Source organism: Rhodoferax sp., from assembly GCF_028688795.1.
GTDB lineage: Bacteria > Pseudomonadota > Gammaproteobacteria > Burkholderiales > Burkholderiaceae_C > Rhodoferax.
In genome coordinates this window covers 1-23,869 of record NZ_JAQTXM010000007.1, presented here as the reverse complement: position 1 = coordinate 23,869, position 23,869 = coordinate 1, and the positions used below count along the sequence as shown (strand labels likewise).

General features: G+C 57.7%; 23 protein-coding genes. 6 read left to right on the top strand and 17 right to left on the bottom strand.

Annotated elements, in window-relative coordinates; all coding sequences use genetic code 11:
* Window positions 1-73: 73 nt before the first annotated feature.
* Complete coding sequence (locus PHQ58_RS06980) at window positions 74-1,279, top strand: ribonucleotide-diphosphate reductase subunit beta (protein ID WP_300108930.1); 1,206 nt, start codon at window positions 74-76, stop codon at window positions 1,277-1,279.
* 167 nt (window positions 1,280-1,446) lie between these two features.
* Entirely contained in the window at window positions 1,447-1,956 is a 510-nt protein-coding gene (locus tag PHQ58_RS06975; RefSeq protein WP_300108927.1) for a histone, read from the top strand.
* A gap of 61 nt (window positions 1,957-2,017) precedes the next feature.
* On the opposite strand, the gene PHQ58_RS06970 is transcribed toward PHQ58_RS06975, so the two are convergent.
* The 6 genes from PHQ58_RS06970 to PHQ58_RS06945 form a co-directional block, all read right to left on the bottom strand.
* Window positions 2,018-3,115: a DUF3426 domain-containing protein gene (locus tag PHQ58_RS06970; RefSeq protein ID WP_300108924.1), complete on the bottom strand. Its 1,098-nt coding sequence runs from the start codon at window positions 3,113-3,115 to the stop codon at window positions 2,018-2,020.
* Between the two features lie 36 nt (window positions 3,116-3,151).
* Window positions 3,152-4,054: a 50S ribosomal protein L11 methyltransferase gene (gene prmA / locus PHQ58_RS06965; RefSeq protein ID WP_300108921.1), complete on the bottom strand. Its 903-nt coding sequence runs from the start codon at window positions 4,052-4,054 to the stop codon at window positions 3,152-3,154.
* 11 nt (window positions 4,055-4,065) lie between these two features.
* Window positions 4,066-5,415, bottom strand: a complete 1,350-nt coding sequence (gene accC / locus PHQ58_RS06960) for an acetyl-CoA carboxylase biotin carboxylase subunit (protein WP_300108918.1) — start codon at window positions 5,413-5,415, stop codon at window positions 4,066-4,068.
* Window positions 5,416-5,430: 15 nt separating this feature from the next.
* Entirely contained in the window at window positions 5,431-5,889 is a 459-nt protein-coding gene (gene accB / locus PHQ58_RS06955) for an acetyl-CoA carboxylase biotin carboxyl carrier protein (RefSeq protein ID WP_300108916.1), read from the bottom strand.
* A 123-nt stretch (window positions 5,890-6,012) separates the two neighbouring features.
* A complete protein-coding gene (locus PHQ58_RS06950) occupies window positions 6,013-6,555 on the bottom strand; it encodes a TlpA disulfide reductase family protein (RefSeq protein ID WP_300108913.1) in 543 nt (180 codons plus the stop codon).
* Entirely contained in the window at window positions 6,552-7,145 is a 594-nt protein-coding gene (locus tag PHQ58_RS06945; RefSeq protein ID WP_300108910.1) for a hypothetical protein, read from the bottom strand. The genes PHQ58_RS06950 and PHQ58_RS06945 overlap by 4 nt, the downstream gene beginning before the upstream one ends.
* An 88-nt stretch (window positions 7,146-7,233) precedes the next feature.
* On the opposite strand from PHQ58_RS06945, the gene mpl reads away from it, so the two are divergent.
* Window positions 7,234-8,634, top strand: coding sequence for a UDP-N-acetylmuramate:L-alanyl-gamma-D-glutamyl-meso-diaminopimelate ligase (gene mpl, locus PHQ58_RS06940; RefSeq protein WP_300108908.1), 1,401 nt, complete (start codon window positions 7,234-7,236; stop codon window positions 8,632-8,634).
* A gap of 53 nt (window positions 8,635-8,687) precedes the next feature.
* Here the strand turns inward: mpl and PHQ58_RS06935 are convergent, their stop codons facing one another.
* The 5 genes from PHQ58_RS06935 to dtd form a co-directional block, all read right to left on the bottom strand.
* Window positions 8,688-9,824, bottom strand: coding sequence for a 3-deoxy-7-phosphoheptulonate synthase (locus tag PHQ58_RS06935; protein ID WP_300108905.1), 1,137 nt, complete (start codon window positions 9,822-9,824; stop codon window positions 8,688-8,690).
* 202 nt (window positions 9,825-10,026) lie between these two features.
* Window positions 10,027-11,487: a metalloprotease TldD gene (gene tldD / locus PHQ58_RS06930; protein ID WP_300108902.1), complete on the bottom strand. Its 1,461-nt coding sequence runs from the start codon at window positions 11,485-11,487 to the stop codon at window positions 10,027-10,029.
* Window positions 11,488-11,509: 22 nt separating this feature from the next.
* Window positions 11,510-12,412, bottom strand: a complete 903-nt coding sequence (locus PHQ58_RS06925; protein WP_300108899.1) for an NAD(P)-dependent oxidoreductase — start codon at window positions 12,410-12,412, stop codon at window positions 11,510-11,512.
* Complete coding sequence (rodA, locus tag PHQ58_RS06920) at window positions 12,409-13,563, bottom strand: rod shape-determining protein RodA (protein WP_300108897.1); 1,155 nt, start codon at window positions 13,561-13,563, stop codon at window positions 12,409-12,411. The genes PHQ58_RS06925 and rodA overlap by 4 nt, the downstream gene beginning before the upstream one ends.
* A gap of 34 nt (window positions 13,564-13,597) precedes the next feature.
* Complete coding sequence (gene dtd / locus PHQ58_RS06915; protein WP_300108894.1) at window positions 13,598-14,095, bottom strand: D-aminoacyl-tRNA deacylase; 498 nt, start codon at window positions 14,093-14,095, stop codon at window positions 13,598-13,600.
* Window positions 14,096-14,210: 115 nt separating this feature from the next.
* Here dtd and PHQ58_RS06910 point away from each other — a divergent pair, with 115 nt between their 5' ends.
* A complete protein-coding gene (locus tag PHQ58_RS06910) occupies window positions 14,211-17,558 on the top strand; it encodes a CHASE domain-containing protein (protein ID WP_300108891.1) in 3,348 nt (1,115 codons plus the stop codon).
* Between the two features lie 102 nt (window positions 17,559-17,660).
* Here the strand turns inward: PHQ58_RS06910 and tyrS are convergent, their stop codons facing one another.
* Window positions 17,661-18,905, bottom strand: a complete 1,245-nt coding sequence (tyrS, locus tag PHQ58_RS06905) for a tyrosine--tRNA ligase (protein ID WP_300108888.1) — start codon at window positions 18,903-18,905, stop codon at window positions 17,661-17,663.
* A 143-nt stretch (window positions 18,906-19,048) separates the two neighbouring features.
* On the opposite strand from tyrS, the gene PHQ58_RS06900 reads away from it, so the two are divergent.
* Together PHQ58_RS06900 and PHQ58_RS06895 are read left to right on the top strand one after the other, a co-directional pair.
* A complete protein-coding gene (locus PHQ58_RS06900; protein ID WP_300109339.1) occupies window positions 19,049-20,416 on the top strand; it encodes a M23 family metallopeptidase in 1,368 nt (455 codons plus the stop codon).
* 10 nt (window positions 20,417-20,426) lie between these two features.
* Window positions 20,427-21,566 carry an anhydro-N-acetylmuramic acid kinase gene (locus tag PHQ58_RS06895; RefSeq protein ID WP_300108885.1) on the top strand — a complete coding sequence of 380 codons (1,140 nt, stop codon included), beginning with the start codon at window positions 20,427-20,429 and terminating at the stop codon, window positions 21,564-21,566.
* 61 nt (window positions 21,567-21,627) lie between these two features.
* Here the strand turns inward: PHQ58_RS06895 and erpA are convergent, their stop codons facing one another.
* The 5 genes from erpA to PHQ58_RS06870 all read right to left on the bottom strand — a co-directional run.
* Entirely contained in the window at window positions 21,628-21,990 is a 363-nt protein-coding gene (gene erpA / locus PHQ58_RS06890; RefSeq protein ID WP_300108882.1) for an iron-sulfur cluster insertion protein ErpA, read from the bottom strand.
* A gap of 57 nt (window positions 21,991-22,047) precedes the next feature.
* Window positions 22,048-22,461: a polymer-forming cytoskeletal protein gene (locus tag PHQ58_RS06885; RefSeq protein WP_300108879.1), complete on the bottom strand. Its 414-nt coding sequence runs from the start codon at window positions 22,459-22,461 to the stop codon at window positions 22,048-22,050.
* 36 nt (window positions 22,462-22,497) lie between these two features.
* On the bottom strand, window positions 22,498-23,226 hold the full coding sequence (locus tag PHQ58_RS06880; protein WP_300108876.1) for a DUF6776 family protein: 729 nt from the start codon (window positions 23,224-23,226) through the stop codon (window positions 22,498-22,500).
* 74 nt (window positions 23,227-23,300) lie between these two features.
* A complete protein-coding gene (rpsI, locus tag PHQ58_RS06875) occupies window positions 23,301-23,693 on the bottom strand; it encodes a 30S ribosomal protein S9 (RefSeq protein ID WP_300108873.1) in 393 nt (130 codons plus the stop codon).
* Window positions 23,694-23,703: 10 nt separating this feature from the next.
* Window positions 23,704-23,869, bottom strand: a 166-nt coding sequence (locus tag PHQ58_RS06870; RefSeq protein WP_300109334.1) for an uL13 family ribosomal protein, incomplete at its 5' end; no start/stop codon positions are given.

Here is a 23,869-nt window from a genome sequence, read left to right as displayed (position 1 = left end):
TCACACCTAAATCACGCATAAAACCTTTCCATTTTTTCCGCACGCTCTCATAATCAAAGAATTGGAAATCACTATGTTGTCCTGGGACGAAGAAGTCACACCTACCGCCAGTTTGCCTCCATCTGACAACCCGCCAGATTCGTTGATGGCATCGCGTTTTTCAGGCCCCTCTGCCGCCTTGGCCACTGCGCCGGCGAGCGAAACCACCCCCTTCATCAGTCGCCCACTTGCACCCGCACAAATGCCGGTGTTAGGCACAGCACGGCGCGTCAATGCGGCAGACAAGCGCATCATCAACGGCAAGACTGACGTCAACCAGTTGGTGCCATTCAAGTACAAATGGGCCTGGGAAAAATACCTGTCGAGTTGCGCCAACCACTGGATGCCGCAAGAGGTCAATATGACCCGCGACATCGCGTTGTGGAAGGACCCCAACGGTCTGACCGAAGACGAGCGCCGCATCATCAAACGCAACCTCGGCTTTTTTGTCACCGCCGATTCACTGGCGGCCAACAACATTGTGCTGGGCACCTACCGACACATCACTGCGCCGGAGTGCCGCCAGTTTCTGTTGCGCCAAGCCTTTGAAGAAGCAATTCACACGCATGCCTATCAGTACATCGTCGAGTCGCTCGGCCTGGACGAAGGTGAGATCTTCAGCGCTTACAACGAGATCAAGTCGATCCGTGACAAAGACGAGTTCTTGATCCCCTTCATTGAAGCCATCATGGACCCGCAGTTCAAGACCGGCACGCCCGAAGCAGACCAAACCCTGCTGAAGTCGCTGATCGTGTTTGCCTGCCTGATGGAAGGCCTGTTTTTCTACGTCGGCTTCACACAAATCCTGGCTTTAGGTCGTCAAAACAAAATGACAGGTGCCGCCGAGCAATACCAATACATCTTGCGTGATGAATCCATGCATTGCAACTTTGGCATTGACCTGATCAACCAGCTAAAACTGGAAAACCCACAACTCTGGACAGCAGAATTCAAGGCTGAAATTAAGGCCTTGTTTGAGACAGCAGTTGACCTTGAGTACCGCTATGCCGAAGACACCATGCCGCGTGGTGTGCTGGGCATGAATGCGTCCATGTTCAAGGGCTACTTGCGCTACATTGCCAACCGCCGCGCCACCCAAATTGGTCTGGAGACCTTGTTCCCGAACGAAGAAAATCCGTTCCCCTGGATGAGCGAAATGATTGACTTGAAGAAAGAACGCAATTTCTTTGAGACACGGGTCATTGAGTACCAGTCCGGCGGTGCCTTGTCCTGGGAATAGGCGCACGTGATGGCTTTTCTATTTTCACAAATCTTTGACGCTGAGACAGGCAGCAAAGCTTTGTGGACCCGCGTTCATGGTGCTGGGATCCAGCCCAACACCATGGATCACTTGACGCACACTCATTTGTGTCAAGTGCTCTTTGTAAATTGATCAAGGAGAACTCAATGGCAACTGCAAAAAAACCAGCCGCGAAAAAAGCGGCCCCAGCAACCAAGGCCGTCGTGGCAAAGAAAGTGGCCCCTGTAAAAGCCGCTGCACCGGTGAAGAAAGTAGCAATAGCAAAGAAAGTTGTGGCAACAAAACCCGCAGCCCCGACAAAGAAGGCTGCGACACCAGCAGCTGCACCGGCTAAAAAGGCGGCACCCGCCAAGACAGCCATGGCAACCAAAAAGGCCGCGCCAGCAAAACCAATGGCAGCGACGAAAGCGGCCGCTGTTAAAAAAGCTGCACCTGCCAAGACGGTTGCAAAAGCTGCGCCCGCAAAAAAAGCAGCCGTCGCCCCAAAAGTGGCTGCCAAGCCAGCACCAGCCAAGAAAGCTGTGGTCGCAAAAAAACCTGCGGCAACACCAGTCGCAAAGAAAGCAGCCAAACCCGCAGCAAAACCTGCAACAGCTGCCAAGACCACCCTCAGCCCCAAAGCTGCCTGGCCGTTTCCTACCGGCACAAAGCCCTGACCATCTGGCGCCTCAAAACCAAGCCCGCTGCAGCCATGCACCGGGCTTTTTTATGTCGGCATCATGGGTAAAAAACGAGCAGCCGATAGCCAAACACACGCTGGGCCAGCGCTTCTGTATTCACACGCAGTGCCACGTCGGCAGACCAATCGGCACCAGCCGCAATTTCTGTCCCGGCGACACCCAAGTCGTTGCTGGAAAAAACACGCCGATATACCGGGCGGTCTTGAGCATCGGTCAGGGCCAGCTCCACATATGGCATTGCCAGTGGCAGCTGAGAAGAATTCTTGACCGTGAAAGTGAGCCGATAGGTCTCTTTACCTAGCTGGTGGAAACCAACGGAATCAACAGTCAACGATTCAATGCGCTTGAGCGGCTGAACTTCGCAGTTTGTGACGCGGCAAAAGGCTTGCAACATAGGCTTCAGCTCTGGCTGTTGTGCTGCGAGCCGGTCACGCTCCAGGTACACCCACTGCCCGGATAAAGTCAAGCCAAGCGCCAGACTCACAAGCACCAATACAACGCGCACAAGCGGCTGCTGCCAGAACAGCGTTTGCTTGGCGCCCTGCATGAACGTCACAAGCACATCGTCAGGCAAAGCAGCACTTGTAGCCAGGGTGGTGGTGCTGTTTGTCGGGGGCGCATCGTCCCATCGCACCTGGTTTGGCTCAAACTGCGGCGCAGGTGCTGAATCGGGTTCAAGTTGCGAAGCTGAATCGCCATCTGCAAGGGCGCTCATTGGTGCTTCACCAGCAGGCACATCGTCTTGATCAAGGCCATCGCCGAGTTCATAAGACCAGTCGGAATCAATGCCTACTTCTGCCGCTGTTGTCATTTCTGACGCAAAATGCCCGTCTGAGTCTACGTAGGAATCAGGTGCACTCGGCGCCGAAGAATCGGTCGCATCGATGTCGGTGGGTGCTGGCGCCTCAACATCCTCGGTCGAGTCGTGCAAAGCCCCGACATCTAGCATTGGCGATGGCTCAACCGCCGCACCATGTTGCGGCTCAGGGTCAATATCCGCCTCAATCAAGTACTGTGAAGCGTCAAAAATATCCCCACATTGCCCGCACTTGACCCAACCCTCAGAAATGCGCAACTGGTCAGGCACCACCCGGTACAAGGTCGTACAAACGGGGCAGCGGGTCAGCAGGCTCATGAAACGACGTGTTGAGCGAGCATGCGGCAGAACGTTTCAGTTTGCCGCAGTCATCAAAATCCAGCCGTCTTCCGTATCGGCCACACGCAAGGTGCAATAAGGCGCGTAAGCCTCAATCAACTCGTCGGTCTGGCGCGCCAAAATACCAGCCAATACCAATGAGCCACCAGGTGCAACACGGGACCACAACAAAGGTGCCAACACCTTCAAGGGCGTTGCCAAAATATTCGCCAACACGGCTTGGTAGACGCCTGTCACGATGTCTGGCTGCCCCGCCTTCACGGCCACGTGGTTGGCCTGGGCGTTCAACACGGTCGACTCAACAGCCGCTGGATCAATATCGACCGCATCGACGTCGTTGCCGCCAAACTTGGCAGCACCAATCGCCAGAATACCCGAGCCGCAGCCATAGTCCAACACCCGGGTCAATCCCGTCTTTTGATCTGCATCAGCCTGCCCCTGGCGTGCGATCCAACGCAAGCACATGCGCGTGGTGGGATGGGTGCCGGTACCAAAGGCCAGACCTGGGTCAAGGCGAATCACGGTACGGGCTTGCGCCGGGGGCTCGTGCCAGGTGGGTACGATCCAGAACTCAGGGGTGATGTCCACCGGCGTGAACTGCGACTGCGTCAATCGCACCCAATCCTGCTCAGGCACATTTTGAATGCCCAGCACCTCGCAGCCCTCAAAAAAAGCCTGCGCTTGCAGCAACTCCAGCGCGTCCTGCGCTTGTTCACGGGTGTCAAACAGGGCCAGTACCCGAGAGCGCTGCCAGCCTTCTTTGGGTGGTGGCATGCCAGGCTCGCCAAACAGGGCTTGCTCGGCATCGGTCTGGGCATCTGCGTCCTCCACACTGACACTCAAGGCATCCAGTGCATCAAGCGCATCGCTCAAAGCCTCAACCCGGTCTTCCGGGCTCATCAATCGCAGTTCAAACATCAGGCCACCGATCAGCGTGTGTGATTGGCAAGCCAACCTTCAAGGTAATGAATATTGGTGCCGCCTTCCATGAACTTGGCGTCAACCATCAGTTCACGGTGCAACGCAATGTTGGTGTTGATGCCCTCAATCACGGTCTCACCCAAAGCGGTGCGCATACGCGCCAAGGCCTGCTCGCGGGTGTCACCATGCACAATGATCTTGCCGATCATCGAATCGTAATTAGGTGGCACAAAGTAGTTGGTGTAAATGTGCGAATCCACGCGCACACCAGGGCCGCCCGGCGGATGCCACATGGTGATGCGTCCTGGCGAGGGGGTGAACTTGTAGGAATCTTCAGCGTTCAGGCGGCATTCAATGGCGTGACCACGAATCTGGATCTGACGCTGTGTAAAAGGCAGTTTCTCGCCCGCTGCCACCATGATTTGCGTCTTGACGATGTCGATGCCGGTAGTCATCTCGGTCACCGGATGCTCCACCTGAACGCGGGTGTTCATTTCGATGAAATAAAACTCACCATCTTCATACAAAAATTCGAACGTGCCGGCGCCTCGGTAGCCAATTTTCTTGCATGCCGCCACACATCGGTCACCCACACGTTCAATCAACTTACGGGGAATACCAAGGGCGGGGGCTTCTTCAATCACCTTTTGATGCCGGCGCTGCATGGAACAATCGCGCTCCCCCAGGTACACCGCGTTTTTGTATTTGTCGGCCAAGATCTGGATCTCGATGTGGCGCGGGTTCTGCAGGTACTTTTCCATGTACACCGCTGGATTGCCAAACGCCGCACCGGCTTCGGCTTTGGTCATGGCCACCGCATTGATCACCGCCGCCTCGGTATGCACCACGCGCATACCTCGACCGCCGCCACCGCCAGCCGCCTTGATGATGACCGGATAGCCCACCGATTTCGCAATGCGCTTGATTTGCACCGGGTCGTCAGGCAACTCACCTTCAGAGCCGGGCACACAAGGCACACCGGCCTTGATCATGGCCTGTTTGGCTGACACCTTGTCGCCCATGATGCGAATCGACTCGGGCGTGGGGCCAATGAACTGGAAGCCACTGCGCTCCACACGTTCTGCAAAATCGGCGTTTTCGCTCAAGAAGCCGTAGCCGGGATGAATCGCTTCAGCGTCGGTCACTTCCGCCGCTGAAATGATGGCTGGCATGTTCAGGTAACTGAGCGCTGAAGACGCCGGGCCAATGCACACAGCCTCTTCAGCCAGCTTGACGTATTTGGCGTCTCGGTCTGCCTCCGAATAGACCATGACCGCCTTGACGCCGAGTTCCCGGCAGGCACGCTGGATCCGCAGGGCAATTTCACCGCGATTGGCAACCAGTATTTTTTTAAACATGGGCGGCGCCTGCGATCATTCGATGATGAACAAGGGCTGGCCGTACTCGACAGCCTGACCGTTATCGACCAAGATGCGACGCACCGTGCCCGATTTATCGGATTCGATCTCATTGAGAATCTTCATGGCTTCAATGATGCAAAGGGTTTCACCCTCCTTCACTGCATCACCAATCTCAACGAAAGACTTGGCTCCGGGTGATGCCGAGCGATAAAACGTGCCCACCATGGGCGACTTGACGGTGTGGCCGGTTTCTGCCGGTGCAACCGCCACCGCAGGCGTTGCGTCTGGCGTAGCTGCCTGAGCCATCAGGGGAGCAGAGGCCATGGGCTGACCAACGGGTGCATACTGTTGAATGATGCCTCCGCCGCCCTTGACAATGCGAACCTTGCCCTCGGCTTCGGTAATTTCCAGTTCTGAGACGTTTGATTCCGATACCAGGTCGATCAATGTTTTGAGTTTTCTGAGGTCCATGGGGTCTCCAACGAAAAATAGGTAACAGTCAACAGGATTTGGCTATGAATCTGACTAAATTGCAACAATTTTCATCAAAACAAGCTAACAGCAGCTCATTTTACATATTAATTGCATAGCAATTCAAGCCGACAAGCGCAGCCAAGCGCGCAGATCATCAGGTGTGACCTTGCCCATTTTACGGTGCAGCACGGTTCCCGCAGGCCCAAAAACCACCGTGAAGGGCAAGCCACCGCTCAAGTTCCCCAGCGACTTGCCGAGCTCAATCCCCGGGAAACCGGCCAACGCCACAGGGAATGACAGTGGCGACTGGGTCAGAAACCGCGTCACCGGCGCCGCTTGATCGACAGCCAATCCCAACACTTGCCAGCCTTTGAGGCGGTTTTCACTGAAAAAAGCATTCAATAGCGGCAGCTCCTCAACGCAGGGTGGGCACCAAGTGGCCCAGAAATTCAACACCAACGGCTTGCCCTTGAAAGACGCAGCAGCCAACATGGCGCCGTCAAGCTGGGCAAATTGTTGCTGCCAGAAGTTGCCCTCAGCCTCGGAGAGCGCCTGCGACTGGCGCTGCGACGTACGCCAAACCAAGCCGCCCCCCGCACCAGCCAAGCCCAAACCAACCGCTGCCGCCAGCCAACCACGCCGGGAGCCACCAGGCCCGCTCATGCGGACACCACCTGCAACAGACGCCGCACTGCAACCGCATCACCCCGGGGTGGCCGCCCTTTCGCATCCGGCTTGAGCGCCCCGCGCACATCATCAAAATCATAAATCATCAAATGGACCCCGATTTCCTCGTTCAATTCAGCACAAAACGCATGCACACTCAAGGCCTCCACCGCATCGCCCGTGAACCCGGTCACGGTGCGTGGCACATAACTTACCCGCTGGTCAATCAGCGCAATTTCGGCTGATTTGCTGTCATCGCAAAACAACTGCAAGTAAACATCAGAATTTCTGGTCGCCGTGCCGTGCCAAACGGCACCGCCAAGATAGGGGCGAAACTCATGGAGCCGCTCCATCCACACCAAAGCGAGTCGCCGCAACGCCAACAACTCCTGTGGCTGGGTGTCGGCACAAAATATCGCGATGTATTCCATCACCGCGTCTTCCAGAATCTCATTCGCTGGCAGCGCAGCACGCCCGCTCAAACCCAACTGCTTGGCGGCGCGACGCTTGGCCGGGCCATATTCAAGGCCCTCCTCCACCACCCAACGGGCGGCCAGTGCGGCAATTTCAGAGGATGCATCGGTCATATGCCGGGTATTTTGCCCTGATTCAGCTTGACCACAAAGCCTTGGGGAATGCGCCAGTGCATGGCGTCCGCCCGCCTAAAATCTGTTCATGCATATTCACATTCTTGGCATCTGCGGGACCTTCATGGGCGGGCTTGCTGCCCTGGCACGCGAAGCCGGCCACAAAGTCACCGGCTGCGATGCTGGCGTTTACCCACCCATGAGCGACCAATTGCGTGCCTTGGGCATTGAACTCATTGAGGGTTTTGGGGCCGATCAACTGGCGCTCAAACCCGACATGTTTGTGGTTGGCAACGTGGTCAGCCGTGCGCACTTGAGCGATGGCACACCCAAATTCCCGCTGATGGAAGCCATTCTGGATGCTGGCCTGCCCTACACCAGCGGGCCGCAATGGCTGGCCGAGCACGTGCTGCAAGGCCGCCATGTGATCGCCATTGCCGGCACCCACGGCAAGACCACCACGACTGCCATGACCAGTTGGATTCTGGAAGCCGCAGGCCTGCAGCCCGGTTTTTTGGTGGGCGGCGTGCCGCTGAACTTTGGTGTGTCGGCCCGACTCGGCCAGGGCAAGACCTTTGTCATTGAGGCCGATGAATACGACACGGCATTTTTCGACAAGCGCAGCAAGTTTGTGCATTACCGGCCACGCACCGCCGTGCTCAACAACCTGGAGTTCGATCATGCTGACATCTTTGATGATCTGGCCGCGATCGAGCGGCAATTTCACCATCTGGTGCGCACCGTCCCCGGCAAAGGCGCCCATGGCAGCGGCCGCGTGGTGGTCAATGGGCTGGAGGAAAGCCTGGCGCGCGTGCTGCACCAGGGCTGCTGGAGCGAGGTGCGCAGCTTTGGCGCTGCGGTGAGTGACTTCACGGCGCAGGGCGAGGCGAGCGACTTTGATGTGTTGCAGCAAGGCAAAACGGTGGGCCACGTGCGCTGGTCTTTGACCGGCACCCACAACCAACTCAACGCCTTGGCCGCCATTGCAGCGGCGGAGCACGTCGGCGTGTCACCTGCCATGGCCGCGCAAGCGCTGGGCAGCTTCGAGAACGTGAAGCGCCGCATGGAACTGCGCGGCACCGTCAAGGCAAAAGACGGCGACATCACGGTTTACGACGATTTTGCGCACCACCCCACCGCGATTCGCACCACAGTTGATGGTTTACGCCGCAGCTTGAAGGCCGGTGAACGCATTTTGGCGGTGTTTGAGCCGCGCTCCAACACCATGAAGCTCGGCACCATGAAAAGCCAACTGCCCTGGAGCCTGGAAAACGCTGACCTGGCTTTTTGCCACAGCGGCGGTCTGGACTGGGATGCAACTGCGGCGCTGGCCCCCATGGGCGCTCGGGCGGCAGTGGCCAACAACATTGAAACCCTGGTGGCACAAGTCACGCAAGCAGCACGTGGCGGCGACCACATTTTGTGCATGAGCAATGGCGGGTTCCAAGGGGTTCACACCAAGCTGCTTTATTCGCTACAAAATAAATAGCTGCTTGCGCTTACTAAATAAGGGTTAGAGGCCAATAAAGCCTCTAACTTTCATCAGAGACCGCGGCGTGCCAAAACGGCTTGCGACAGCACGTCCAGGCAGGCAAGCGAATCATCCCAGCCCAGACACGCATCGGTGATGCTCTGACCGTAGGCTAGCTTGTCGGTTTTGTCTTTGCCAGGCGTGAACTTTTGCGCCCCGGCGTTCAGGTGACTCTCGATCATCACACCAAACACCTGATGCGAACCCGCCGCGATTTGCCCTGCAATGTCACGCGCCACATCCAGCTGTTTCTCATGCTGCTTGCTGCTGTTGGCGTGGCTACAGTCCACCATCAAGGTGGCGGGCAATTTGGCAGCCACCAGATCTTTGCAAGCCGCCGCCACACTGGCCGCATCAAAATTGGGCGCCTTGCCGCCGCGCAAAATCACATGGCAGTCTTTGTTGCCATTGGTTTGCACAATCGCCACCTGGCCGCTTTTGTGAACTGACAAAAAGTGGTGCGCACCCGCCGCTGCCTGAATTGCGTCGGTGGCGATCCTGATGTTGCCGTCGGTGCCATTTTTGAAGCCAATCGGTGCCGACAGACCCGATGCCAACTCACGGTGCACCTGGCTCTCGGTGGTACGGGCACCAATGGCGCCCCAGGAAATCAGGTCGCCCAGGTATTGCGGAGAAATCACGTCCAGAAACTCGCTGCCGGCGGGCAGGCCCAGGCGGTTGATTTCAATCAGCAATTGGCGGGCAATGCGCAGGCCCTCGTCGATGCGAAACGACTCGTCCAGGTAGGGGTCGTTGATCAGCCCTTTCCAGCCGACCGTGGTGCGGGGCTTTTCAAAGTACACCCGCATCACGATTTCGAGCGAATCAGCGTATTTTTCGCGCTGCGCCTTGAGCTTGCGGGCGTAATCGATAGCGGCGGCCGGGTCATGAATCGAACACGGCCCAATGATCACCAGCAGGCGGTCGTCTTTGCCGGCCATGATCTGGTGAATGCTGCGCCGGGTACTGCTGATCATCTTCTCAACCGGTGTGCCCGCAATTGGGAAGAACCGGATCAAATGCTCTGGAGGGGGAAGCACGGTGATGTCCTTGATGCGTTCGTTGTCAGTCTGACCGGTGCGGTCAGTGGCGGGGTTTTGCGCAACGGCGCCCCAGGCATCTTTGTCAGCAGTGGCTTTGGCAGTCATGAAGAGTTCCTTACAGAGTTGAAATCAAAAACACATAAAAAAACCGCCGGGGTGGCCGGCGGTTTTTGGAAGATCAGGACGTTTTATTCAGGTACGTTCAGAACTCTCTACCGCCGGCGGCGCTTGAGAACCAAAAATAGCTAAAGAAAAAGGTGGCTGACTTCATGGGTTGTGAATGTAGCACAGTCATTTCGCCGCCAGCTTACGCCGTGCCGCCCACCGTCAAGGCGTCAATGCGCAAGGTGGGCTGGCCCACGCCCACAGGCACGCTCTGACCTTCCTTGCCGCACGTGCCCACACCGCTGTCGAGCTTCATGTCGTTGCCAATCATGCTGACGTGCTTCAGGACTTCCGGCCCGCTGCCGACCAGTGTGGCGCCCTTCACCGGGTACAAAATCTTGCCGTTTTCCACCCAGTAGGCCTGGCTGGCTGAAAACACAAATTTGCCAGAAGTGATGTCGACCTGGCCACCGCCAAAGTTGGTGGCGTACAGGCCTTTTTTGATGCTGGCGACGATTTCTTCCGGCGTCTTGTCTCCACCCAGCATGTAGGTGTTGGTCATGCGCGGCAATGGCACATGCGCATAACTTTCGCGCCGGCCATTGCCGGTGGGCTTGACGCCGCTCAGGCGCGCATTCATGGCGTCTTGGATGTAGCCCTTGAGAATGCCATCTTCAATCAACACGTTGCGCTGGCTGGCATTGCCCTCGTCGTCCACATTGAGCGAGCCACGGCGGTCGTTGATGGTGCCGTCATCAAGCACCGTCACACCCTTGGCGGCCACGCGCTGGCCGATGCGACCACTGAAGGCGCTGGAGCCCTTGCGGTTGAAGTCGCCTTCCAGCCCATGACCGATGGCTTCGTGCAACAAAATACCTGGCCAACCGGGGCCAAGCACCACGGTCATCTCACCAGCCGGGGCCGGGCGCGCTTCGAGGTTGGTCAGCGCGGCATGCACCGCTTCGTCGACATATTGGCCAATCAGTGCATCGTCAAAATAGTCAAACCCAAAACGGCCACCGCCCCCTGCTGACCCGACTTCACGGCGGCCTTTTTGCTCGGCAATCACCGTCACACTCAGGCGCACCAGCGGGCGCACATCGGCCGCCAGCGTGCCATCGGCGCGGGCCACCAGCACCACATCGTATTCAGCAGCCAAACCGGCCATGACCTGCGCCACTCGGGGGTCTTTGGCACGAGCCAGCTGTTCCACCTTTTCTAGCAACTTGACTTTGGCCGTGCTGTCCAAGCTGGCAATGGGGTCAAGACCATGGTACAGAGAACGCGATGACGCTATTTTCTTTGTAGCTACTCGCGCACGTCCCAACTGGGCTACAGTCGATATTGACCTGACAGTTCTAGCTGCATCCAAAAGCGAGGCTTCAGAGATGTCATCCGAGTACGCAAAAGCGGTTTTTTCGCCACTGACCGCGCGCACGCCGACGCCCTGATCAATTGAAAACGAGCCGGTTTTGACAATGCCTTCTTCAAGACTCCAGCCCTCTGAGCGGGTGTACTGAAAATACAGGTCGGCTTCGTCTACTTTGTGGGCTTTGATCTCGGCCAGCGCGCGCGCCAGGTGAGATTCATCCAACCCGAATGGGGTGAGCAGCAGGGATTTGGCAACGACGAGGCGTTCAAGGGTGGGTTCGCGTGAAATCATCGCGCGATTCTAGGGCTTGGGGTCAGTTTGGGCTGCCCGTGCCTGCGCTCAACCACTTGAACAATGCGGCATCGTCCTGATCAGCCATGCCACCCGCGCTGGCTTGGGCAAACACATCGCGGGCTGCCGCACCCAGTGGCCCGTAAAAACCGACCGACTGGGCGGCGTCCAGCGCCAGCCGGGTGTCTTTTTGCAGCAGCGTCATGTGGGCGCGCGGCGCAAAGTCTCCGGCAATGGCGCGGCGCATGCGGTCAGAACCAATCCAGCTTTGTCCGCTGGACTGCTCAATCACATCCAGCGTGCGGGTCAGATCCAGCCCCATTTTTTGCGCCAGCGCCAGCACTTCGGCGGCGCCCACCAGGTTGATGCCTGCGGCCAGGTTGTTCACCAGCTTGGTGCGCGCCGCATCGCCAACCCGCTCACTGATGACAAAACGCTGGCTGGCCAAGGCTTCCAGCAAGGTCTGGTGCCGGGCCAGCACGGCTGAATCACCGGCCAGCATCAGGCTCATGCTGCCTTCTTGTGCCCGCTGCGGGCCACCGGACATGGGCGCGTCCAGCACGGCTACGCCCAGCGTTTGCAAACGCTGGGCCAGGCGCGTCACATCAGCAGGTGCCAGCGTCGGGCACAGCAACACAGTTTGTCCAGGCTGCAACACGCTGGCCGCGCCACTTGGCCCAAACAACACGTCTTCGGTTTGTGCCGCGTCCACAACCACCACCATGATCACTACAGAATGAATAGCTGCTTGCGCAGGTGTGACAAGGGCCAGAGCACCAAAATGCTCCAAAGTTTCGGTTTTAGCCCGATCAATGTCACAAACCCGCACCGACCAGCCTTGGGACAGCAAGCGCCGCGCCATGGCCCCGCCCATGTTGCCAACGCCAATGATGGCCACCGGGCCTGCAGCTGCTGCAAGTGTCATGACTGAACCAACCGCTTTGACTTGGCAATAGACATCAGCACGCCCAAGCCCAAGCCAAGGGTGACCATGGCCGTGCCACCGTAGCTGATGAACGGCAAGGGTACGCCCACCACCGGCAAGATGCCACTGACCATGCCCATGTTCACAAACGCGTAACAAAAGAAAATCATCGCCATCGCGCCACCCAACAGGCGGGTAAACACGGTGGGGGCTTCCAGCGCAATCACCAGAGCACGCAACACCAAAAAGGTGAATGCTGCAATCAAAAGCAGGTTGCCCACCAAGCCAAATTCTTCAGAAAATGCGGCAAAAATAAAGTCGGTGGTGCGCTCTGGGATGAACTCCAGGTGGGTCTGTGTACCCTGCATGAAACCCTTGCCCCAAAAGCCGCCCGAGCCAATGGCGATCATGCCCTGGATGATGTGAAACCCTTTGCCCAGCGGGTCACGCGTGGGGTCGAGTAGTGTGCACACGCGTTGCTGCTGGTACTCGCGCAGCAATGGCCAACTGACCCCGTCTGCACACAAATCGGGCTCAAAGACCACCAGCAAGGTGATGCCTACCAACCCAAGCAACAGCGGTGGCGCCACCAGCTTCCAACTCAAGCCGGCAAAAAAGATCACCGACAAGCCAGCCGCCAGCACCAGCAACGAGGTGCCCAGGTCAGGCTGCTTCATGATCAAACCCACCGGCAGCGCTAGCAACAGGCCGGCCACCAAAAAGTCCAGCGGCCGCAATTGGCCTTCGCGCTTTTGAAACCACCAGGCCAGCATCAGCGGCATGGCAATTTTGAGAATTTCGCTGGGCTGAATGGTCACCCCCACATTCAGCCAACGCCTGGCGCCTTTTTTGGTCACACCAAACACCGCCACCGCGATCAACAACGTGACCCCCAAAATGTAGAGCGGCACAGCCAGGGCCATCAAATGCTGCGGCGGAATTTGTGCCACAACAAACATGATGAACCCGGCGATCAGCATGTTGCGTGCGTGGTCTTCAAAGCGTGTGCCATGGTCGTAGCCGGACGAATACATGGTCAGCAAACCGCCGCATACCAGCATGAACACGGCAAACGCCAGCGGCCCGTCAAACCCGGAAAACCAGGGTGACAGACGGCGCAGCAAAGTGGGACGCTCAAATACAAAAGACATGGCATCGATTATCGCGGGCCAAAACCATAGCCTCTCACCCAGGCACTACTACAGGGGGCAAAACGTGTGACAGAACGGGTGCAACACGAAGCGGGATCGTCACCGGGCCATCATTCAACAAGCTCACCTGCATGTCGGCAGCAAACACACCGGTCTGCACCACCGGGTGCGATTTTTGGGCCTGCGCCACGAAATAGTCATACAAACGCCGGCCCTCGACTGGCGCTGCGGCTGCCGTGAAACTGGGCCGGTTACCGCCCGTGACATCGGCCGCCAATGTGAACTGGCTCACCACCAGCAAGCCCCCCACCCAACCCAGACCATCCATGTCTTGCACGCTGTGGTTCATCTTGCCCGCGCCGTCGCTGAAGATTCGTAATTTGAGAATTTTGGCCAGCAGCTTGTCGCTTTGGACCTCGGTGTCGCCTTGCTCAGCGCACAGCAACACCAGCAAGCCGGCGCCAATTTCACCCACCATTTGCCCCGCCACGGCAACCCGCGCATGGCGCACCCGCTGCAGCAAGGCCATCATGCATGGGCTCCAAGGCGCTTAAACACAGGGTTTGCCGCAGTCTCAAGCCACGGTGTATGTCGTATGATGATTTGCAAAAAATGCGTCGTTGCCATAGCTACACCCCATTAAATCCATGAAATTTTGGCCCAATCGCCGTCCTGCGGCCGCGCACACGCTGGTCGCAGCCGTTCTGATTGGCGGCATCGCATTGTCCCTGGCGCTGGGGCTGTGGTTTAACCAAAGAATTCAAACCCAGGTCAAGGCGCAGTACCAACGCCTGAGTGACCACGCCGCCGACGAAATTGTGCGCCGACTGACACTGCCCTTGTATGGGCTGAACGGCGCACGGGGCATGTATGCGGCAAGCAACACAGTGACACGCAGCGAATTCAAGGACTACGTGTTCTCGCGCGACTTGCTTGCCGAGTTTCCGGGTGTGCGCGGCTTTGGCTTTACTGAGCGCGTGCCACGCGAAACGCTTGATGCTTTTTTGCAGCGGGAACGCCAAGATGATGCCCCCGAGTTTGCCCTGCGCAGCTTGGGGGATGACCTTCACGATCAACTTTATGTGGTCAAGTTCCTTGAACCGGCCATAGACAACGCGGGCGTTCAGGGTCTTGACCTGGGCTCTGAGGCGCATCGACGCCGCGCCATTGAACTGGCCATCGACAGTGCCGCACCCGCCATGACCGCACCGATTGCCCTGGTGCAGGACAGCCAACAAACCCCGGGCATCTTGCTGTACACCCCCGTCTATCACCCGAGGGCACGGCTGAACTCTGCGACCGAACGCCGCGACGCGTTACGCGGCGTGATTTACGCGCCCATTGTGTTCAAGGAATTGCTCAATGGCATGGACACCATCATCGGCCAGGGGCTCAATCTCGAACTCACCGACAGCGGCGCTGACTCAGCCAACAGCCCGCTGATGTTTGAAAACCATCTGGCGCCCGGTGGTCGTTTTCAGTCGACTCGCACCTTGACCCTGCTGGGGCGCAAACTGACACTGCACATGACCAGCAGTGCCCGCTTTGACGCGGCGGCGGCCAACCCCACGCCCTGGCTGCTAGGGCTGGGAGGCGTGATCGGCAGTGCCCTGCTGGCGCTGCTCTTTTGGCAGCAGGCTTTTGCACGGGCGCGCGCGGAGGCCTTGGCGCGTAACATGACGCAAGACTTGCAGCGACTGGCCTTGGTGGCAGAAAAAACGTCAAATGCGGTCGTCATCACGGATGCACAGAGGCGCATTACATGGGTCAACACAGGGTTTGAGCGCATGTACGGCTACAACATGGCCGAGGTCATGTGCAAGTCACCCGCGCTGTTGCAAACCCCTGAAACCGACCCCGTCACCCTTGAACGCATGCGCGAAGCTTTTCAGGCGGATGGCATATTTCGTGGCGAGGTTCTGAACCGCCGAAAGAACGGGCAAGACTGCTGGATCGACATTGAAGTCCAGCCGCTGCACGATCAGAACGGCCGTTCGACAGGCTACATGGCAATCCAGACCGACGTGACTGACCGACGACGGACGCAAAACCGCCTGGAAGCCGTTCTGCGAGACAACAATGCCCTGCTCAGCACCCTGGATTTATTGGGCATTGTGTCGGTGGCAGACCGTGCGGGACGCATCACCCAGATCAACGATGCGTTTTGTGACATCAGCGGGTATGAGCGCGAAGAGTTGGTGGGGCAAAACCACCGACTGATCAACTCCGGCGTGCACGATAGTGCTTTCTGGACCCGTATGTGGCAAACCATTGTCACAGGCATCCCTTGGCGCGGCGAGGTTTGCAACCTCGCCAAAAATGGCACGTTGTATTGGGTCGACACGTTCATTGCGCCCTTTATCGGTGATGACGGCCAGGTTGACAAATTTGTCTCGATTCGGATCGACATCACCGCGCGCAAGGAGGCCGAGGCGCTGGCCAAACGCAACGCGGACTTGCTGCAGGGCAGCATTGAGGCATTGGATGACGCCTTCGCGCTGTTTGACGACCACGACACCCTGGTGCTGTGCAACCAGCGCTACCACGATCTCTACCCACAAAGCGCCGACGTGGTGGTGCCTGGGCAAACATTCGAGACCATCATTCGCACCGGTGCTGAGCGTGGGCAATATGCGCTGGCGGTGGGCCGCGTCGAGGCCTGGGTCAAGGAGCGACTGGCCCTCCACCGGCAACCACAGTCTCGTCTGGACCAAAAAATGGGCGATGGGCGCACCCTGCGGGTCACAGAGCGGCGCATGGCCAACGGCTACACCGTCGGCTTTCGGGTGGACATCACCGAACTGGTGCAGGCCACTGAGGCAGCACAAGCTGCATCGCAGACCAAGAGCCAGTTTTTGGCCAACATGAGCCACGAGATCCGCACCCCGATGAACGCCATTTTGGGCATGCTCACCCTGCTCCAAAAAACAGAACTCACGCAAAAACAGGCAGACTACGCGGCCAAGAGTACCAGCGCCGCCCAATCCCTGCTGGGCTTGCTCAACGATATTCTGGACCTCTCCAAAGCGGAAGCCGGCAAGATGACGCTGGACCCGCAGCCCTTTTCCCTGGCGCAATTGATGTCTGACACGCAGGTCATCAGTAACGCCTACATTGGCACCAAACCTGTCGACCTGCGTCTGCACCTGGCACCCGAACTGCCCCAGCGGGTGATGGGCGACGCGCTACGGCTCAAACAAGTGCTGATCAACTTGTGTGGCAACGCCGTCAAGTTCACTGAAAAAGGCCAAGTGGCGCTGTCAATTGAGCTGATAGACCGTACACCAGACCGCGTCATGCTGAAATTTGCCGTGCAAGACAGCGGCATTGGCATTGCCGCTGAGAACCAGGCCAAAATCTTCAGCAACTTTACACAAGCCGAAGCATCCACCACGCGCCGCTTCGGTGGCACCGGGCTGGGTTTGGCCATTAGCCAACATTTGATTGAATTGATGGGTGGCAAGCTGGAACTGCAAAGCACACTGGGGCGCGGCAGCCGCTTTTACTTCACGCTGTCGCTACCGGTGGCAGCAGATGAAGCCGCCCTGGGGGCTGATCGAAACACCCCTGCCACCAACCCGACAATGGACAACGCAGTGCCCTTGCCCGGCTTGGCTGGCATGCGAATTCTGGTGGCGGAAGATAATTTTGTGAACCAGCAAATCGCCAACGAGTTGCTGCAAGGGGAAGGCGCGTTGGTGACACTGGCCAACCACGGGCAAGAGGCGCTGGACCTCGTCGCCAATGCATCCGAGCCCTTTGATGTGGTGTTGATGGACATGCAAATGCCGGTCATGGACGGCTTGACCGCCACCCGAGCCCTTCGCCAAACCTGGGACGCGCAGGCGCTGCCCATTGTGGCCATGACCGCCAACGCCATGGACAGCGACCGTGCCGCCTGCCTTGAGGCCGGCATGAACGACCATGTGGGCAAACCCTTTAACCTGGCCCACTTGGTGCAGGTGCTGCGCAAAATCACCGGGCGAACAGCTTGACATGCAAACACCCATCAATAGCTATTATAAAGATAGCTACTTGCGCATATAAATAAAGGGCTAGAGGCCAAAAAGGCTTAAAAACCTCAAAAACTGACCCACTCAGTTCAGGGTCACGCGCACAAACTTGCGCTTGCCCACTTGCAGCACATAAGTGCCCGCACCCAGCTTCAAGCCCTTGTCGCCGACCACACTGGAGTCCAAACGCACACCGCCGCCATCGATCAAGCGGCTGCCTTCGCCGCTGGACGCTGCCAAGCCCGCAGACTTGAGCAAGGCAGCAATGCCAACTGGTGCACCGCCCTCACCCAACGGCAAACTAAGCTCGGCAATTTCGTCAGGCACACCGCCTTTGCTTCGGTTGATGAAGTCCTGCTCAGCCGCCTCAGCCGCAGCGCTTGAGTGAAAGCGCGCCGTGATCTCCTTGGCCAGCGCCACCTTGGCGTCCTTCGGGTTGCGCCCGCCGGCCACTTCGGCTCGCAGAGCGGCAATGTGCGCCTCGCTCTGGAAGCTCAGCAAGGTGTACCAACGCCACATCAGCACGTCGGAAATGCTCAACACCTTGGCAAACATGGTGTTGGCGTCTTCTGAAATACCAATGTAATTGCCCTTGCTTTTGGACATTTTCTCAATGCCGTCCAGCCCTTCGAGCAGTGGCATGGTCAAGATGCACTGCGGCTCTTGGCCATATTCGGCTTGTAAATGGCGGCCCACCAGCAAATTGAACTTTTGGTCGGTACCGCCTAGTTCCAGGTCGCTCTTGAGGGCCACGCTGTCATAACCCTGCATCAGCGGGTACAAAAACTCATGCACGCTGATGGGGGTGCCCGATTTGAAGCGGTCATGAAAATCGTTGCGCTCCATCATGCGGGCGACCGTGTACTTGGCCGCCAGCTCAATCATGCCGCGCGAGCCCAAGGTGTCACCCCACTCGCTGTTGTAGCGAATCTCGGTCTTGGATGGGTCCAGCACCATCGAGGCCTGGCGGTAATAGGTTTGAGCATTGGCCTCAATTTGCTCACGCGTGAGCGGGGGGCGCGTGGTGTTGCGGCCAGACGGATCACCAATCAGCGTGGTGAAGTCACCAATCAAAAAGATCACCGTATGGCCCAAATCCTGCAATTGGCGCATCTTGTTGAGCACCACGGTGTGGCCAATGTGGATGTCCGGCGCGGTCGGATCCAACCCCAGCTTGATGCGCAAAGGAATACCCGTGGCCTCGGAGCGAGCCAACTTTTTCAGCCAGTCTTCCTGTGGAATCAGTTCCTCGCAGCCCCGCAATGTGACAGCCATAGCCTCCCGGACACGATCAGTTACAGTAATTTGAGGCGCTTTGGTGACGGTCATAAGGGTTTTTCCGGATGCAGCGCTTGGGCGCGGGTTTATACTCGAAAGCTTGTTTTTTTGTGTGATTTTACGTGGGCCTACCGCCCGGTTTATTCACAGCTGTTGCGTCTTTCAGACAAACCTCATCTCGGGATTCTCTTTTGATCAACCAAATTGTTGCCAACGGCCAGGTTTTCTCAAACACGGTCGCCGCTTGGCTCACACAGCACCCCAAACGCGTTGCGGCTGTCGTTACCGCCTTATTACTCACCGGTGGAGGTGGCGCTTTTGCGGTCGCATCACTGGCACCTGATGCAGCCGACCTGCCGGTTCGCGAAGTGCTGGAAGCGGTGCGCCCCTTGGCGTTGCCTGAATATAACCAGGACGCAGCCCCGGCGTATGTGCTCTACCGCACCGATGTCACGCGCTCCAGTGACACAACAAGCACCCTGCTCAAGCGCCTGGGTGTCGATGATGCTGAAGCTGCGGCGTTTCTGCGCAATGACCGCACCGTGCAGCAAATTTTGCTGGGCCGCAGCGGGCGTCAAGTCACGGCTCAGGCGCTGGGTGATCAGCGCCTGAGCAAGCTCACCGCCCGCTGGAGTGCCGAAACCGAGGGTCAATTTAATCGCCTGGTGATTGAACGCACCCCCCAAGGCTTCGTATCGCATGTTGAGTCTGCCCCCTTGATGGCAACGTCGCGCCTGGCTAGCGGCACCATTCAAACATCACTGTTTGCCGCCACCGATGACGCAGGCCTGCCGGACTCCATTGCGACCCAAGTGGCTGAAATCTTCTCCAGTGAGATCGATTTTCGCCGTGCATTGCGCAAAGATGACCGCTTCAATGTGGTCTACGAAGTGCTGGAAGGCGATGGCGAACCCTTGCGAACCGGGCGCGTGCTCAGCGCTGAATTTGTCAACGCAGGCAAAACCTTCCAGGCGATGTGGTTCCAGCCCGCTGGCCGGGACGCACAAGGCGCGACCGCCAAGGGCAGCTACTACACCCTCGACGGCCAAAGCCTGCGTCGTGCTTTTTTGAGCTCGCCCGTTGAATTCTCCCGAATCAGCAGCGGTTTCGCCATGCGCTTTCACCCCATTCTGAAACAGAACCGCCCCCACCTGGGCACCGACTTTGCGGCCAGCACCGGGACGCCGGCTCGCACCGTGGGTGACGGCGTGGTTGAATTTGCCGGCGCACAAAACGGCTACGGCAATGTGATCTTTGTGAAACACCGCAACAACACCGAAACCGTCTACGCCCACCTCAGCAAAATCATGGTGCAGCGCGGTCAAAGCGTCAGCCAGGGGCAAACCATTGGCTTGGTGGGCTCAACCGGCTGGGCCACAGGCCCGCACCTGCATTTTGAAGTCCGCGTGAACGGTATCCAACATGACCCGATGGCGATCGCTCAAAAGAGCGAAACCGTGCCGGTGTCTGCCGCCGCCATGCCGCAGTTCAAGCAAGTGGCCAGTAACGTCCGAGCCGAACTGCAGGCGGCGGCAACCCTGAATTCAACCCGGTTTGAGTAGACAGCTTCGCTTGGCACCAGACCTTTTCATAGGCCTGATGTCGGGCACCTCGCTTGACGGGGCAGACGGTGTCCTGGTCGATTTTTCAGGTCAAGACCTTCAGGTTTTGGCAACCGCTTCAAAGGCGTTCGCCCCAGCCTTTCGCGCTGAGTTGCTGGCACTCAATACCCCGTCAGACAACGAACTGCACCGGGCCGCGCTAGCCGGCAATGCCATCGCCGCAAGTTATGCAGAAGTAGTGGCCGAGCTGCTAAGGCAAAGCGCCAAACAAGGCATCAGCGCCAAAGATATATCCGCCATCGGCGCCCACGGACAAACGGTGCGCCACCAACCCCAGCGAAGCGCTGACACACCCGCTGGCGCGGGTTACACCCTGCAATTGAACAACCCGGCCTTGCTGGCCGAACTCACAAACATTGATGTGGTGGCAGACCTGCGCAGCCGCGACGTGGCTGCAGGCGGCCAGGGCGCACCTTTGGTGCCCGCCTTTCACCGCAGTGTATTTGGCCAGGTGAATGCCACCGTCGCCGTCCTGAACCTGGGCGGCATCGCCAACCTGAGTGTGCTGCCCGCCAACCCCTTGGCCCCAGTATTGGGCTTTGACTGCGGCCCCGGCAATGCCCTGATGGACGCCTGGTGCCTACGCCACACTGGCCAGGCCTTTGATGCGTCTGGTGCATGGGCTGCGTCTGGTCAGCTGCTGCCACAACTGCTGCGGCACCTGCGGGATGACCCCTATTTTTCATTGGCACCACCCAAGAGTACCGGGCGCGATTTATTCAGCCTGCGCTGGCTGGAAGAAAAACTGCAGGGTTTTGCCAAGGCTCCGCCACAGGACATTCAGAACACATTGACAGAATTTACCGCTAGCTCTTGTATAGACTGCGTTAGAAGCTACGCAAAAGATAGCATTGAGCTGATTGTCTGTGGCGGTGGCGCGTTTAATCAGCACCTGTTGCAACGTTTGCAAGCAGGTCTGCCCAATCTGAAGGTGACTACGTCAGACCAGCATGGCCTGGCCCCGCTGGAAGTTGAAGCCGCTGCATTTGCCTGGTTGGCCCGCCAAACCATGCATCGTCAACCAGGCAACCTGCCCAGCGTCACCGGCGCGGCGGGACCCCGCATTTTGGGAGCCATCTACCCAGCTTGATCAGACCTTGGGTGACGCAAAAAAGCCGCCTCAAAAGGCGGCTTTTTCAATGGCGAGCCACTCAGGAAAAGCTTGATCCACAACCGCAGGTGGTGGTGGCATTGGGGTTTTTGATGACAAATTGCGCGCCCTGCAAGTCTTCCTTGTAGTCAATCTCAGCGCCCACCAGATATTGGTAGCTCATGGCATCGATCAGCAAAGACACCCCATTTTTGGTCATGGTCGTGTCATCTTCGTTGGTAACTTCATCAAACGTGAAGCCATACTGAAAACCTGAGCAACCGCCGCCCTGCACAAACACGCGTAGCTTCAAATCAGGGTTGCCTTCTTCGGCAATCAGGTCAGCCACCTTGGCGGCAGCACTGTCAGTGAACAAAATCGGGGCGGGCATTTCGGTTTGAATGTTTTCGGCAACGGCGCTCATTGATGTCTCCAGAAAGTTGAATAGGCAAATACTACAGCAGTTTCATCGGGTATTGGACTACTGGTTATTTGCCGCTAGTTTGAGTGTGGGCTTTTCGTCTACGCCCGTCGCGACCACTTCCCCCACCATCGGGCACAGCTTGCCTGCAATGATCGCGCCCTGGTGCATCTCCAGCAGCTTGTAGGTGACATCGCCCGTGATGCGCGCCTTGGGTTGCAACTCAAGCATGAGCCGGGCAAATACCGGCCCATCCACCTTGCCATTGATGATCACATGATCGGCATGAATTTCGCCCACCACCACAGCGGTTTCGGCAATCACCAGAATGCTGGGGCGATCGGCCTGGCCCAGGATGTTGCCGTGGATGCTCCCGTCAAGCCTCAAGCCATCGGCAAAATTGAAGTTGCCATCAATCTGGCACCCGAGTGCCACCAGGCTCTTGATCGGCGGTTGTTTTTTCCTGTTGAACATGCTGCACCTTTTTACAAATTAACATCGCGCCCGGCTTCAGAGTTTAAGGGTCTGTACCGCGCGCACTGTTTGTCCTTCAAACACCTTGGCCGTCACACTCTTGATCACCACATTAACTGGCACCGCGTAAAGACCTTCCAGTCGTCCGTATTGTTTGATCACCACAGGCTGCGCCCCTGCAGGCAATTTACCAATCCAGGGTTTTCCGTTTTCAAGCCCAGCAAAGGTCAACTCCAGTTGGCCCTTGAATTCTGCCGGGTTCTTGAGCGCATGGATCATCAACACCTGCCATTTGAGTTCGCCGTTTTTTTGCAGCCCGGCCTGTAGGCCACGAATGGAAATTCCTGCCGCGCCAGACGCCGGGATAAGTTGCTCAAAAAAACCCAGATCGCTCCTGAGTCGCTGGTTATCTGCGTCGAGTTGCCGGTTTGATTCAGCGAGCCTTTCTTGGGACGTTTTCTCTGCCGTCAACAAGGTGGCTGCAGTATTGGCCACAGACTGAGCCTTGTGGTGTTCGTCCTTGAGGGTGCTCAATTGCGCACGCAGTGACTCATTTTCCAACCGCACTTGCAGCAATTGCGCTTTGTTGCCTTTTTCCAACCCGGCGATGTCTTTGCCAAACTCAAACGCCCACAAAGCAATGGCGGCGCAAAAGCCCGCCACGATAGCCAGCACGGCCCAACGAAACGGCCAGGGCAAGGCGCTGCGAACCGCCATTCGCGGTGCACTGACGGTCAGGCGTCGCATTAACAATCGAAGTCGCATCGGGGAATTTTTGTCTCTAAAAGCAAACAGCCGCCAGAACTTGCATTCGGGCGGCTGTTGGAGATAACGCGGGATTAACGCTTGGAGAACTGCTTGCGACGGCGAGCACCGTGCAAACCGACCTTTTTACGTTCCACTTCACGGGCATCGCGGGTTACGAAACCAGCTTTGCTCAGCTCGGGCTTGAGGGTTGCGTCATAGTCGATCAGGGCACGGGTGATACCGTGGCGCACTGCGCCGGCTTGACCGGACTCACCGCCGCCAGCAACGTTGACCATGATGTCAAACGTTTCAGCGTGGTTGGTCAGCATCAGGGGCTGTTTGCAGATCATGATCGAGGTTTCACGGCCAAAGAAGTTTTGAATGTCTTTGCCATTAACGACGATTTGGCCGGAGCCTTTTTTCAGGAAAACACGGGCGACGCTTGATTTGCGACGGCCGGTACCGTTGTTCCATTCACCAATCATTTAGAGCTCCTTAAAGAACCAACACTTTGGGTTGCTGGGCAGTGTGGGGATGCTCTGCACCACCGTACACCTTGAGCTTCTTGATCATGGCGTAGCCCAGAGGGCCTTTAGGCAGCATGCCCTTGACGGCTTTTTCCAAAGCGCGGCCAGGGAATTTGGCTTGCATGTCACGGAAG

What these genes read in the sequence shown, in the direction of transcription:
- PHQ58_RS06980 (WP_300108930.1), top strand. Translation starts at nt 74, where the DNA reads ATGTTGTCCTGGGACGAAGAAGTCACACCTACCGCCAGTTTGCCTCCA.
- PHQ58_RS06975 (WP_300108927.1), top strand. Translation starts at nt 1,447, where the DNA reads ATGGCAACTGCAAAAAAACCAGCCGCGAAAAAAGCGGCCCCAGCAACC.
- PHQ58_RS06970 (WP_300108924.1), bottom strand. Translation starts at nt 3,115, where the DNA reads ATGAGCCTGCTGACCCGCTGCCCCGTTTGTACGACCTTGTACCGGGTG.
- prmA (WP_300108921.1), bottom strand. Translation starts at nt 4,054, where the DNA reads ATGTTTGAACTGCGATTGATGAGCCCGGAAGACCGGGTTGAGGCTTTG.
- accC (WP_300108918.1), bottom strand. Translation starts at nt 5,415, where the DNA reads ATGTTTAAAAAAATACTGGTTGCCAATCGCGGTGAAATTGCCCTGCGG.
- accB (WP_300108916.1), bottom strand. Translation starts at nt 5,889, where the DNA reads ATGGACCTCAGAAAACTCAAAACATTGATCGACCTGGTATCGGAATCA.
- PHQ58_RS06950 (WP_300108913.1), bottom strand. Translation starts at nt 6,555, where the DNA reads ATGAGCGGGCCTGGTGGCTCCCGGCGTGGTTGGCTGGCGGCAGCGGTT.
- PHQ58_RS06945 (WP_300108910.1), bottom strand. Translation starts at nt 7,145, where the DNA reads ATGACCGATGCATCCTCTGAAATTGCCGCACTGGCCGCCCGTTGGGTG.
- mpl (WP_300108908.1), top strand. Translation starts at nt 7,234, where the DNA reads ATGCATATTCACATTCTTGGCATCTGCGGGACCTTCATGGGCGGGCTT.
- PHQ58_RS06935 (WP_300108905.1), bottom strand. Translation starts at nt 9,824, where the DNA reads ATGACTGCCAAAGCCACTGCTGACAAAGATGCCTGGGGCGCCGTTGCG.
- tldD (WP_300108902.1), bottom strand. Translation starts at nt 11,487, where the DNA reads ATGATTTCACGCGAACCCACCCTTGAACGCCTCGTCGTTGCCAAATCC.
- PHQ58_RS06925 (WP_300108899.1), bottom strand. Translation starts at nt 12,412, where the DNA reads ATGACACTTGCAGCAGCTGCAGGCCCGGTGGCCATCATTGGCGTTGGC.
- rodA (WP_300108897.1), bottom strand. Translation starts at nt 13,563, where the DNA reads ATGTCTTTTGTATTTGAGCGTCCCACTTTGCTGCGCCGTCTGTCACCC.
- dtd (WP_300108894.1), bottom strand. Translation starts at nt 14,095, where the DNA reads ATGATGGCCTTGCTGCAGCGGGTGCGCCATGCGCGGGTTGCCGTGGCG.
- PHQ58_RS06910 (WP_300108891.1), top strand. Translation starts at nt 14,211, where the DNA reads ATGAAATTTTGGCCCAATCGCCGTCCTGCGGCCGCGCACACGCTGGTC.
- tyrS (WP_300108888.1), bottom strand. Translation starts at nt 18,905, where the DNA reads ATGACCGTCACCAAAGCGCCTCAAATTACTGTAACTGATCGTGTCCGG.
- erpA (WP_300108882.1), bottom strand. Translation starts at nt 21,990, where the DNA reads ATGAGCGCCGTTGCCGAAAACATTCAAACCGAAATGCCCGCCCCGATT.
- PHQ58_RS06885 (WP_300108879.1), bottom strand. Translation starts at nt 22,461, where the DNA reads ATGTTCAACAGGAAAAAACAACCGCCGATCAAGAGCCTGGTGGCACTC.
- PHQ58_RS06880 (WP_300108876.1), bottom strand. Translation starts at nt 23,226, where the DNA reads ATGCGACTTCGATTGTTAATGCGACGCCTGACCGTCAGTGCACCGCGA.
- rpsI (WP_300108873.1), bottom strand. Translation starts at nt 23,693, where the DNA reads ATGATTGGTGAATGGAACAACGGTACCGGCCGTCGCAAATCAAGCGTC.